At 59.8% G+C, this 12,664-nt stretch carries 10 protein-coding genes and 1 pseudogene; 8 read left to right on the top strand and 3 right to left on the bottom strand.

Annotated features, from left to right (window positions below; translation table 11 throughout):
• Positions 1–231, bottom strand: a pseudogene (locus tag A6U87_RS08395) (nodulation protein NodT); the annotation flags it as partial.
• A 204-nt stretch (positions 232–435) separates the two neighbouring features.
• On the opposite strand from A6U87_RS08395, the gene A6U87_RS08400 reads away from it, so the two are divergent.
• The 7 genes from A6U87_RS08400 (at position 436) to A6U87_RS08430 (ending at position 8,959) form a co-directional block, all read left to right on the top strand.
• A complete protein-coding gene (locus tag A6U87_RS08400; RefSeq protein ID WP_065690949.1) occupies positions 436–903 on the top strand; it encodes a MarR family winged helix-turn-helix transcriptional regulator in 468 nt (155 codons plus the stop codon).
• Positions 893–2,983, top strand: coding sequence for an FUSC family protein (locus A6U87_RS08405; protein WP_065690808.1), 2,091 nt, complete (start codon positions 893–895; stop codon positions 2,981–2,983). Before A6U87_RS08400 ends, A6U87_RS08405 begins: the two co-directional genes overlap by 11 nt.
• The gene (locus A6U87_RS08410; RefSeq protein ID WP_065690809.1) at positions 2,980–3,192 is read left to right on the top strand and encodes a DUF1656 domain-containing protein; all 213 of its coding nucleotides are present in this window, start codon (positions 2,980–2,982) and stop codon (positions 3,190–3,192) included. The genes A6U87_RS08405 and A6U87_RS08410 overlap by 4 nt, the downstream gene beginning before the upstream one ends.
• Positions 3,189–4,055, top strand: a complete 867-nt coding sequence (locus tag A6U87_RS08415; RefSeq protein WP_065690810.1) for an HlyD family secretion protein — start codon at positions 3,189–3,191, stop codon at positions 4,053–4,055. Before A6U87_RS08410 ends, A6U87_RS08415 begins: the two co-directional genes overlap by 4 nt.
• A 144-nt stretch (positions 4,056–4,199) precedes the next feature.
• Entirely contained in the window at positions 4,200–5,585 is a 1,386-nt protein-coding gene (locus A6U87_RS08420; protein WP_083199324.1) for an adenylate/guanylate cyclase domain-containing protein, read from the top strand.
• A 70-nt stretch (positions 5,586–5,655) separates the two neighbouring features.
• Positions 5,656–7,344 carry an aspartate-alanine antiporter gene (gene aspT, locus A6U87_RS08425; RefSeq protein ID WP_065690811.1) on the top strand — a complete coding sequence of 563 codons (1,689 nt, stop codon included), beginning with the start codon at positions 5,656–5,658 and terminating at the stop codon, positions 7,342–7,344.
• A gap of 22 nt (positions 7,345–7,366) precedes the next feature.
• Complete coding sequence (locus tag A6U87_RS08430) at positions 7,367–8,959, top strand: bifunctional aspartate transaminase/aspartate 4-decarboxylase (RefSeq protein WP_065690812.1); 1,593 nt, start codon at positions 7,367–7,369, stop codon at positions 8,957–8,959.
• A gap of 12 nt (positions 8,960–8,971) precedes the next feature.
• Here the strand turns inward: A6U87_RS08430 and A6U87_RS08435 are convergent, their stop codons facing one another.
• A complete protein-coding gene (locus A6U87_RS08435) occupies positions 8,972–10,426 on the bottom strand; it encodes a PLP-dependent aminotransferase family protein (RefSeq protein WP_065690813.1) in 1,455 nt (484 codons plus the stop codon).
• Positions 10,427–10,578: 152 nt separating this feature from the next.
• Between A6U87_RS08435 and A6U87_RS08440 the strand changes: the two genes are divergently transcribed.
• On the top strand, positions 10,579–11,241 hold the full coding sequence (locus A6U87_RS08440) for a GNAT family N-acetyltransferase (protein WP_065690814.1): 663 nt from the start codon (positions 10,579–10,581) through the stop codon (positions 11,239–11,241).
• Between the two features lie 62 nt (positions 11,242–11,303).
• On the opposite strand, the gene A6U87_RS08445 is transcribed toward A6U87_RS08440, so the two are convergent.
• Positions 11,304–12,245, bottom strand: coding sequence for a glycosyltransferase 61 family protein (locus A6U87_RS08445; protein WP_206744126.1), 942 nt, complete (start codon positions 12,243–12,245; stop codon positions 11,304–11,306).
• Positions 12,246–12,664 lie beyond the last annotated feature (419 nt).

Below are 12,664 nucleotides of genomic sequence, written 5' to 3' on the forward strand. Positions count from 1 at the left end.
TTCCAGCGCCTGCTGGATCGACAGGTTCTCGCTCAGGCCTTCCATGACCAGCGCATTCAGGCGCGGATCGTTATAGGCCGTCCACCAGGCAACCGTCGATACATCGCCAAGTTCCTTGGCGCCGCCTTCGTTGAACTTCGCCGGTAGGGGCATCTCTGGTGGAACATGATCCGGGCCGCTGACGCAGCCCGCGAGAACGGACGCTGCCGCAAGGATTGCATACAGGCGCATAGGATCCCCCCACAAACAAACGGCGCTACGCATTCACTAATGAACCATTACCGTTTGTGGTTAATTTTTCATTTCCCCACACCCATTGTGCACGAGAAAACGACTTTGGCCAAGAACCTCTAGTGATGAAAGGTTTTGGTAACGAAAAGCGGAAGCTTTCATAATAAGGATTGAATTCTAATCGATAGGATGTTATCTAATTGCATGGAAATGAATTCGAACCAAACCTGGGCAGAGTTTGCACCCATGCTGATGATTTGTGGGCGCGGGTGGCGTCGTGCTTTGAACAATGCTCTTACCGAGCACAATCTCTCCGATGCCAGCGCGGCACCGCTGATAGCGCTACTCCGGCAAGGCGACCGCATACCGCAGGGCGTGCTGGCTGAACGGGTAGGCGTGGAAGGGCCAACCCTCGTTCGCATCCTCGACAGTTTGGAAAATGACGGATTGATCTGCCGGGTCCCTGATGAAACGGACCGGCGGATAAAATTGGTACAGCTCACCGAAGGGGGCACAGCGGTCGCCAAGCGCGCCGAAAGCTGTGCGGCAGAGCTGCGGGAACAGATACTAGGCGATCTCGATCCTGAAAAGGTCGCGGCCACTCTAGCGGTTCTGCGCGCCATCGCGGCCAAAACCGCGACGCTAACCGGGACACAGGACAATGAAGAATAATAATGTCGCGATGAATCCCAGCCTGGGAGACGTCGTTTTTTCCATCAAGACTTTCGCTGCAGCGATGCTCGCGCTTCTGATCGCGCTCTGCTTCGACCTGACCAATCCCTATTGGGCAGTGGGCACCGTCTATATTGTCGCTCATCCGTTGTCGGGCGCGAGCACCTCGAAGGCCATTTACCGATTGATCGGCACCGCACTGGGCGGCGCCGTCACCGTCATCCTGATCCCGAACCTCGTGAACTCGCCAGAAATGCTGACGCTGGCAATCTCGTTGTGGATGGCGTTCTGCCTGGGCATCAGCCTGCTCGATCGCACGCCGCGCAGCTACAGCTTCATGCTTGCGGGCTATACGACTGCGCTGACCGGGTTTCCGATCGTTGCCAATCCCGACACTGCCTTTACCTATGCCACCGCTCGCGTCGAGGAGATTGCGCTCGGTATCATCTGCGCGGCTGTCGTCAGCCGCCTGTTCTTTCCCCGCCATGCCGGACCTGTGCTTGCCGCGCGTATCGACGCGTGGCTGAAGGATGGCGCGGAGCTTGCCATCGGCACGTTGAGCGGCAGGGGCCGCGACGCCTCGCTCCAGGCCGCGACACGTCGTCTGGCCGCTGACGCGGTCGACCTGCACAGCTTCACGACACACGTTGCCTACGACACATCCGGCCTGCGCGACATGGTCGGCAGGACGCGGCTGCTGCAGCAGCGAATGGTTGCCATGTTGCCGATCGTCTCCGGTCTTGTGGATGTGCTGCACGCCTTCAGCAAGGCTACCGATGGCAAGTTGACACCAGCCGCCAACGAACTGGTTGCCAGGGTCACCAGCCTGCTCTCGAGCCGCTCGCCGCTCAGCGAAGACGAACGCCAGGAGATGCTGGCGCTCATGGAAAAGGCCGAGACGGAGGGCCGCGAGCAGCAGGAATGGAACGGGCTCCTGGCTCACAATTTCACTGCCCGCCTGCGCGACCTCGTACAGATCTGGGGCGATTGCCTTTCGCTGCGGCAGGACATCGAGTCCGGCTCACGCCATGACTTGCGGTGGAAGCGGTTCGGTACGTCGTTTGATCGTACGCCGATCCACCGGGACTATGGCATGGCCATTCACTCCGGCGTGTCGGTGATCCTCGCGACCTGTATCGCAACCGCGATCTGGATTTATACGGCCTGGCCGCAGGGAAGTGCCGCTGCGATGATGGCCGGCGTCCTGTGCTGCATCTTCGCGACAATGGACGACCCGGCGCCAGCCATGCTGAAGTTCCTCAACGTTGCGATCATCACGGCCATCGTTGCCTTTGTGTTCGAGTTCGCGCTGATGCCGCTGATCCACGGCTATGTCCCGCTTGCCGCGGCCCTTGGTCTGGTGCTCATCCCCGCAGGTCTGATGATGACGCGTCCGTCTGTTGCGCTCTACGGCCTGGGCTTCTGCGTGAATTTTCCGAACATGCTGAGCCTGCAGGACCGCCTGACGCTCGATCCGGCATCCTTCATCAACTCCAACAGCGCGATGATCCTCGGATTGGTCATTGCCTGCGGAACCACGGCGCTCGTGCGTTCGGTCGGGGCGGAGTGGACGGTCCATCGTCTTCTGCGTTCGGGGTGGGCGGACATCGTTGCCGCAGCCCGCCGTCCGGAGGGCGCCGATTTCACCGGTTTGCTCTATCGCATGGTCGACCGGTTTGGCCTCGCAGCACCGAGACTCGCCATGATACCGGCGGAAGCCGCAGTCGCTCAGACCGATATCCTTCGGGATCTGCGCAACGGCCTCAACACCCTCGAACTGCAGCGTCACAAACAACTGGTGACACGGGAGAAGCGCGCCGCAATCGACAACGTCCTCAGCGGTATCGCGGCTCACTACCAGGAAAAGCAGAAGAAGCGCGACGCCGAGCCCGGCGAGGAGCTTCTCAGAACACTCGACGAAACACTGACGAGCCTTGTCGATCACGGCAAATCGTCAGCCGTTGAAAGCGCACGCCGTGCGGCGACCGCGCTCAGGTACAGCCTCTATCCGGACGCTGCCTCGCTGGTGCCGAAAATCACCAAGTCAGACGACCAACTCGTAAAGGAGCACGCGGCATGAGACCGGAAATCGATCTTTACGGCGTCTTTATTCCCACCCTCGGCGCAATCGCTTTTGTTGCCTTCCTGCTCAATGCCGTTCTCAGGCGAATGCTTGCTTTCGTCGGCTTCTACCGCCTGGTCTGGCATCGGCCGCTCTTCGATACGGCCATGTACTTTTGTCTTCTCGGCGCTCTGGCGCTGTCTCTGAATAAGGTCCCACTGCTATGAAATCGTTTCTTGCTTATTCCGGTCGTTTCCTGGTGACGGGCGTTGTCGTTGCCTTGGCCGGCGTCCTCGGATGGCATCTGTGGGACTATTACATGGATGAGCCGTGGACGCGTGACGGCAAGGTTCGGGCGGACGTGGTGCGGATCGCCTCGGATGTCTCCGGCATCGTCAGCGAGGTCGATGCGACCGATAACCAGACCGTCCACAAGGGCGACATCATCTTCCGTATCGATCAGGCTCGGTTCGGATTGTCCCTGCGCCAGGCCGAAGCACAGATGGAAAGCAGCAAGGCTGCGCTCGATATGGCCAGAAGCGACCTGGAACTCTATCGCAAGCTGGGTGAGAGCTCGGTGACGCGGCAGAAGATACAGCAGGCCGAAACCGCCGTTCAGCAGGACGAGGCAGCCTATAACCAGGCCGTCATCAGCCGCGACACGGCGCAGCTCAATCTGGATCGGTCCGTCGTACGCGCACCCGTCAATGGCGTGCTCACCAACTTCTCGATGCGCCCCGGCAACTACGTGACGGCGGGTACCGCCGTGACCGCCCTGATCGACAGCGACTCCTATTACATCTCGGGCTACTTCGAAGAGAACAAGCTGGACCGCATCAAGGTCGGCGACGAGGCACTGGTCTATCTCATGGGCAGCAAGGACCCTCTCAAGGGTCATGTCGCCGGGGTTGCCGGTGGTATCGAGGATCGCGAACGCAGCGATACCAGCGCGCAGCTGGCCAACGTCACGCCGACGTTCACATGGGTACGCCTGGCCCAGCGCGTTCCAGTGCGCGTGTCGCTGGACCAGTTGCCCGATGGGACTGCGCTTGTCGCGGGCCGGACCGCCAGCGTGACCATCATCAATTGATCTTCCGGGGCGGTCCGCAAGGATCGCCTCGCATTTCGCGAAGTTCACGGTCGAGCGTCCTTGAGGGCCTGTGAACGAAGGCGCGGCCAACGGTCTGCTGCAAGCCTGAACAATAAAGCGGACGCGCGTGTCTAGGAGGCCGTCGTGGACGATTCCCACGTCATCGAAATCACCGCTTGGCTGATGCAAAGCGGGCTGAAGGGCTTGGCGGAAGCCGATCTGCTCGCGGGCTTCTGCGAGCGCTGCGGGCAGTACGGCTTGCCTATCGAACGTTCGGTCGCCGTCATGGACACCCTGCATCCCATCTACGAGCGGCGCGCCTTTCGCTGGGATAGCCGCCAGCTCGTTGAAAGAATATCGGAATACGGCTTCTCAACCCCCGACAATATCGCCGACAGCTGGCTTCGCTCCGCGTTCCACTATCTTGAGACAGAAGGCGTCAACGAGGTCCGACAGCATCTCGATGATGTGGAGCCCGCCAATGATTTCTATCTCCTGAAGGAGCTGAGAGCGGAAGGCTTCACCGATTTCGTGGCGATGGCCCATCGCTTCGGCGACCAGGGGACGATCGGCGAGATCGACTGCTTCTTCTCCCACTTTGCGACCCGCACGGCCGAAGGCTTTTCGGAATGCGACCTCAAGGCTCTGCGCGACCTGCTGCCCTGTCTCGCGCTCGCCGTGAAATGCGTGACGGTCAGTGGCGTCGCTGGTACCATCGCAAAGGTCTATCTTGGGCAGGATGCCGCCAACCAGGTGCTGCATGGCAAGATCACCCGGGGGCGGAGCGACCGCATCTCGGCTGCCCTGTGGTTTTCCGATCTCGCCAATTTCACCCACATCTCGGACACGGTTGATCCGGAAGAGATCATTCCGATGCTCAACGATTACGCCGATGCGGTCATCTCCTCCATCCAGGAGGCAGGCGGCGAGGTGTTGAAGCTGATGGGCGACGGTACGCTTGCGATTTTCCGGGGCCGCAAGCCGAGCGAAGCCTGTGCGGCAGCTCTGACGGCCCGGGCATTGTTGGATAAGCGTCTCGCCGATCTCAGCGCGCAGCGCCGCATCGAAGGGCGGCCGGTCACAGACGTCTATCTTGGCCTGCATCTGGGCGACGTTTTCTATGGAAACATCGGCAGCAAGGACCGGCTTGATTTCACCGTCATCGGCCCCGCGGTCAACGAAGTGAGCCGGATCGTATCGCTCTGTCGGTCGTTGCAGCGCAAGGTACTGATGTCGGCAAGCTTTGCGGCCATCGTGCCGCCGACACAGATCGACAACCTGCTATCGATCGGCCAGCATGTTCTTCGCGGCGTCAACCGCGCACAAGAACTCTTCACGCTGATGCCGGGCCTACAAAAGACATCAATCGATATCTGGGATCCTGTCGCTCATGCGTCTCGCTTTGTTGACGCATTCCTGTTGCGCATTTCTCCTAAAAGTGATCCCGACGTCGGTTTGGACCTTGGATCGGACGTCGAAACACGTCTATCGTGTATTCGCGCAGTTATTCACTATCAAGTTTCTATTTGATGCTTGACGCTTATAAAACTCAGGAAATGTTTCAACTGTTACTCCAGTAATCGCAGATACGGAGATACGAATGAACTATCTTCAGTCCATCCTGCATCAATCCCCTGAAATCGCGCTTTTTCTTTCACTTGCCGGCGGTTACTGGATCGGAAAGTTCCAGTTCGGCAAGTTTCAGCTCGGCGGCGTTGCCGGTTCGCTGCTGGTTGCCGTCATCATCAGCCAGGTCGGCGTTACCATCGACAACGGCATCAAGGCGGTGCTTTTTGCCTTGTTCATCTATGCCGTCGGTTTTGAAAGCGGCCCGCAATTCTTTCGTTCTCTCGGGCGGCAATCGCTGCGCGAGATCGTCATGGCAGCGGTTCTGGCGATCAGCGGCCTTATCACCGTTATCGTGCTCGCCCGCATGTTCGGGCTCGACAAGGGCCTGGCGGCAGGTATCGCGGCAGGTGGATTGACGCAGTCGGCCATCATCGGCACCGCGAGTTCCGCCATCGGCAAGCTCGGCCTGGCTGCCGACGAAGTGCAGCGCCTGCAGGCGAACGTCGCGATCGGATACGCGGTCACCTATATTTTCGGTTCGTTCGGCGCGATCATCGTCTGCGTGAACATTCTCCCATGGTTCATGAAACGCGGCATCAGGGACGACGCCATCAAGGCCGAAGCGGAAATGCTTGCTGGCGGGCATAGTTACGGACCCGGCGAAACCGCTGCACTTCCCGAGCTTGTCGGCCGACTCTTTCGCGTTCAACAGGCCGCCGGCCGGACGTTGTCCGAGGTGGAGGGCTTCTCGAAGAGTACTGCCATTTCGGTCGAGCGGGTAAAGCGCGACAATGCGCTTCTCGGCGTTGAACCTGATCTGACGCTGGAGGCGGGGGATATCGTGCTCGTCGTCGGGCGCCGGGCAGGGGTCGTGGACGCAAGCACGCAGATCGGCCCCGAACTGCAATCTTCCGAGGGCATGGATGTCATTATCGTCACCCGCGATGTCGCTATATCCAATCCTGGTATCGCCGGTCACACCGTTGCTGAGATACGCGCGGCAACGAATGACGGCGTACGGCACGGCGTCTACGTGATCGAGGTCAAGCGGGGCGGGCAGAAACTGGCGTTGAACGACCAGATGCATATCGCCGCGGGTGACGTCGTCAGCCTCTACGGGACGTCCGAAGATGTGCAACGGGTTGCCAGAAAGGTCGGGTCCGTCATCGTCCCAAGCGATAAGACCGACTTTGTCTTCCATGGGCTGGGGATCGTGCTCGGTCTGCTGGTAGGTCTGCTTGTGCTCAGGATAGACTCGATCCCGCTGACGCTCGGCAGCGGGGGAGGCGCGCTTCTGGCGGGTCTTGCCTTCGGCTGGTATCGGAGCCGCAACATGACGGTCGGGAATATGCCGACCGCCGCTTCGACGCTCCTGCGCGACCTTGGTCTGGCTGGTTTCGTTGCTGTTGTCGGTCTGCAATCCGGCCTGCAGGCCGTCTCCACGATCGTCAGTAGCGGTCTCTCGATCTTCCTCATCGGTGTCGCCGTCACGATCATCCCGTTGCTGATCACGATGGTGGTCGGCCGCTACATCCTGAAATACGACAACGTCGCTGTTTTCGCTGGCGCCTTGTCGGGTTCACGCAGTGCGAACCCGGCTTTCGGCGAAATTCTCGACAAGGCCGGCAACTCGGTTCCAACCGTGCCTTTTGCCATCACCTACGCTCTAGCCAACGTGTTCCTTACCCTTCTGGGCCCTCTCGTCGTCGCATTTGTCTAAACCCTATACGGAGTAACCTGGCATGACCGACTACAGCCAATATGCAAAGCTGAGCCCTTTCGAACTCAAGGATGAGCTGATCAAGCTTGCGTCCAGCAACAAGAACCGGTCGATGCTGAACGCCGGACGCGGCAATCCGAACTTTCTTGCCACGCTGCCGCGCCGTGCGTTTTTCAGGCTCGGGCTGTTTGCTACGGCTGAGTCCGAATTGTCCTATTCCTACATGAACAAGGGCATTGGCGGGCTGCCCAACATCGACGGTATCGAGGCACGGTTCGAGCGCTTCACCAGCGAGAACCTGGAGCTGGAAGGGGTGGCATTTCTTCAGCGTGCGCTGAGCTACGTCCGGGACCAGCTTGGGCTGTCGGCGTCGGCGTTCCTTCATGAGGTGGTCGAGGGTATCCTCGGCTGCAACTATCCGGTTCCGCCGCGCATGCTTACGGTCAGCGAGGAGATTGTGCGCCACTACGTCGTCAAGGAGATGATCGGTGACACGCTGCCCGGCGCGAACATGGACATCTTCGCCGTCGAAGGCGGCACCGCGGCGATGACCTATATCTTCAATACCCTGAAACAGAACGGCATCGTCAAGCGCGGCGACAAAGTCGCCATCGGCATGCCCGTGTTCACGCCCTACATCGAAATTCCGGAACTCGACGAGTACGGCCTGGTCGAGGTCGCGATCAACGCCGATCCCGCCATGGAATGGCAGTATCCCGACGCCGAACTGGAGAAGCTGAAGGATCCCGCCGTCAAGGTCTTCTTCTGCATCAACCCGAGCAACCCACCCTCCGTAAAGCTCGATGACCGAAGCCTGGAGAAGATCGGCGATATCATCCGCAACGAGAGGTCCGATCTCATCGTCCTGACCGACGACGTTTACGGCACCTTTGCCGACGACTTCCGCTCGCTGTTTGCGACGTGCCCCAACAATACAATTCTTGTCTATTCGTTCTCCAAGTACTTTGGCGCGACCGGATGGCGTCTCGGCGTTATCGCCACGCATAGCGATAACGTGCTCGACAGGGCCTTGGCTGCGTTGCCGGAAGCGACCAAGGCGGCGCTGGATACCCGATATGGTTCGCTTCTGCCGGACGTTCGCTCGCTGAAGTTCATCGACCGGCTGGTTGCCGACAGCCGCACCGTGGCGCTGAACCACACCGCCGGCCTGTCGACGCCACAGCAGGTTCAGATGGTCCTGTTCTCGTTATTCGCGCTCATGGACGAAACGGACAGCTACAAGACGGCGCTGAAGAAGGTCATCCGCCGGCGTGAGGCCGTCTTGTATCGGGAGCTCGGCGTGCCGGTTGAGCCTGACTCGAACGGCGTCGACTACTATACCCTCCTTGATCTCGAGGCGATCTCACGGAAGCTCTATGGCGACGATTTTGCCGCGTGGATCATGAAGCAGTCCGGTGCGGGCGACATGCTGTTTCGCATCGCCGACCAGACCGGCATCGTTCTTCTGCCGGGCCGTGGCTTCGGTGCTCACCAGGCCTCCGGGCGCGTGTCATTGGCAAACCTCAACGAATTTGAATACGCCAAGATTGGCAAGGCACTAAGGGCGATGGCTGATCAGTATTATGAGGAGTTCAGCAAGTCGAAGGCGAAGTAGGCGGATAGCCCGTTACTGGTGTGGGAGTGTGCCGGTCGGTGCGCTCCCACCGCCGCATTTGGTGAGGATCCGCGCGATCCTGGCAGCGAGCGCATCTATATCTTTCGTGCTTGCGTTTGCGATCCCGAAAAGCAGTCCGGGCCGCGGTGCGCCCAAGTAGAAGCGCGACATCGGCTGAGGTGCGATGCCATCCTGGCGAAGGGCATCGGCGGCGGCGGCATCGTCTGCCGTCCTGTTGTGAAACCAGCTGGCAAGCTGCAAGCCACCACTTCCCTCGGTGACGTCGAGCAAGTGGCCGCAATGGTGGCGAAGGGCGCTGACGGTGGCTGCCATGCGCTCGGCATATTTCTCATTCATCTGCCTGAGATAGGCTCGCAAGCGACCTTCTCGAATGAAGTCGGCCAAGGCGGCCTGAATGTGGGTCGATACCACGGCACCACGCAGCTGAAGTGCTGCCTGTGCTTCATCGATCAGCCACGACGGTACAACCGCATAGGCGACACGCAGCCCCGGCGCCAGGATTTTGGAGAAGGTGCCCAGGTAGGCAACGACCTCATGCCGATCTATGCCCTGGAGAGCAGCGATCGGTCGTGATCCATATTGGAAATCGCTGTCGTAATCGTCTTCGAGCACGAGCGCGCCGCTTGATCGCGCGACATCGAGCAATGCCAGGCGCCGCTGTAGGCTCATCGTCGTACCGGTCGGATATTGATGCGACGGCGTGGTGTAGATGGTCCGCGGTGGTGGCAAGCCAACAGCCCCGCTCACGTCCATCCCTGCGTCATCGCACGGCACCGGTATGATGCTGGCGCCCGTCTTGGCCAGGATTACTTTTGCCGTGGAATAGCCAGGCTCCTCCATCCAGGCGACGTCTTTGCCTCCGACGGTGAGCCTCAGGGAGGCAAGGAGGTCGATTGCAACTCTTGTGGAAGGGACGATGAGCACTTGTTCCGGCCGCGCAACGACGCCACGCGTGGTCGACAGGTGCTCGATGATCTCCTCCCGGAGCTCCCGGATACCGCAGGCTTCTCCATAGCCGAGGTCGTGGACGCGCGGCCAGCGGGCTCGGGCTCCGAGGCACCGCGCCCAAGCCTTGTGGGGGAAGTCCGTGAGATCGGGCACGCCGGGTTCCAGTGACCGCTGCTCTGCCGCGACGTTCGGCGCCGGTCGGATCGACCTTGGCGCCGCGTCTCTTTTAGCGAAGGCGGACATGGATAGCGGCGCGACACGGCTCGCGGATCCTGTTGTCGTGTTGAGATACCCTTCTGATTTCAGCCGCTCATAAGCGCTCACCACGGTCGACCGGGCGATGCCGAGCGACGTCGCCAGCACTCTGGTTGACGGGAGCCGCTGGCCGGTTGCAATCTTCCCGGACAGAATGCGATCGCGCATATGTCTGTAGACCTGCTCCTCGAGGTTACCGGAGGCACGATCGAGCGGAAGCCACGGTGGCGGCAAGGACGGCATGTTCGTTCCCAAAGTGGTATGGTCAGAATGATGGAAGTGGCTATTTACGTCAGTCCTCTTGTGGAGGAAAGGAGGAGGTAGATAGACGCGGTTCGAATGTTGCCTGTCATCACACGGGTTGCTGAACTGCATAGCGGCGACAAGGACTTTCGATGGATCTCTCACAGTGGAAGGGCGTGGAACGCCCTGATCGCGTGGTTCTGGACGGGCGCTACACGCGCCTGGAACCGCTGGACCCTGCAAAGCATGGCGAGCAGCTGTTCGCATCGGCCCAGCAACCGGGAGCCGATGATCGCTTTCGCTATCTTTTCGAGGAGGTGCCCGCTGATCTTGCCGCGTTTACGCCGTGGCTGGAAAAGGCTGCAGCTTCGCCGGACCCGATGTTCTTTGCCGTGATCGACAAAAAGACCGGGCGTGCTGAAGGTCGACAGGCGCTGATGCGCATCGATGCGGCGCATGGGGTGATCGAGATCGGCAATATCCTGTGGGGACCGGCAATCGCGCGCACGCGGGTCGCGACCGAAGCTCTCTATCTCTTTGCAAGCTATGCCTTCGATACGCTCGGCTATCGGCGCTTCGAGTGGAAGTGCAACGACCTCAATGAGCCGTCCAAGCGCGCAGCGCTCCGGTTCGGCTTTGACTTCGAAGGCGTCTTTCGGCAGCATATGGTGGCGAAGGGCAAAAATCGCGATACGGCCTGGTTCGCGATGATCGATGGGGATTGGCCGCGGCTCAAGGCCGGCTATGAGGCATGGCTGGCGCCGAGCAACTTCGACGAGGCAGGCAACCAGAAGAGCAAGCTGACGTTCGGCTGATCGGTTGGGCGACGGATGCAGCAATTTGTTCGCCGCGTCGCCTTGTTCTGTGCGGGGCCGGATCAGTGTCTTGGCAGCAGCATGTCGGCGGTCTTCAGGATCTCGTCCGGCGAAACGCTGAACGTGCTCTCGCTGCCCTCGCCGACGACAAATCCGTAACGCATGTCCATGGCGTCGGCATAGTCCTTCCAGATGTTGTTGAAGCGGTAGGGAGGCTGAATGGCAAGAATGGCCCCTTTCGGGGCCATTGATAGAAAGCCGTGAGCGAGACCACTCCCTTCGACCGAGCAGATGAGCGCCGCGCCGCAGATCTTTCTGATGATCTCGGGAGCGCTGAGGCGGCTCGGATCGACCACTTCAAACCCTTCCTTGAGCAGGCGGTCTTCAATCTCGGCTTCATTGGCCAGCAGCCGCAGGTCGCCACTTGCCCGTCTCGTGATGAAGACACGGTGATCTTTGCTGTCGCCGCCAAGAGCCATGGCGCGCGCTCGCAGAGCGGCGATGCGCGCGCGCCTGCTTTCCGTCATGCCATAGTCTTGGAATATCCATGCATTGCGGATCACCGCGGCATCCAAAACGGGGAAATTCAATTTGAGGATTTCGTAGTATTCCTTGGCATGAGGCCAGGTCGCGGAAAACGTACCTCGTGCGAAGAAGGTGGGTGCGAACGTCTCGGCGAGTATCGCGGTTGCTGCAACGTCCCGGAGAAAGTGCCCGAAATACTTGTCGCTGAGTGAGGTCGATGGCAGCGCGCATTCGTCCAAATGAATGGAACGCGCCCATATTGCCCTGGATTCGGGCCGGATCACTTGCCGCCAACGCAGGCCGCCGGCGTAAAGATTACCATCAAAATAGTGCGCATTCGGGATGCGGTACGCCAGCGTGGCAACATGATGAACAGGGCCGCCGGAAATGCGGCCCTGTTCATGTTCTTTTGTCGTTTCGGGCTGTATGCCGCGAACGCGCTCTGGCTGTCCGGGCAGGTGAGTTGCCGGTTCGCGCACGCCAAACTCGTCTTGAGAGACAACGATCGTCTGAGCTACAACATCTCCAAGCGTAGGGGCGCCAAACGTCCTTCGACGCAGCTGATACAGATAATTTCTATAATGCAGCACTAGGTTCTCCACTTCGGTGACAATGCCCTTGTGTCACCTACCAAGGCCGCCAGGAAGGCTTCGACCCGGATGCTAGCTTAAATGAACACAAACAGCGAGTTGCCCGTTGGTTCAATACTGCAACTTGATTATATGCGGCTAATTGTCGCGTCTAAATTGGTATCCGCTGATCTATCCATCAGCTCGTTTGTCGCTCGAGATATACACACCGTGCGGCTGGAGTCGATCGGGTCGCCACTGTTCCGGTCTCTGGTCCGACAAAGATGATAGCACTCGATTTTCCGAACGTCATCACAGCCAAGAGAAGG

This window comes from Rhizobium sp. AC44/96 (assembly GCF_001692185.1).
Classification (GTDB): Bacteria; Pseudomonadota; Alphaproteobacteria; order Rhizobiales; family Rhizobiaceae; genus Rhizobium.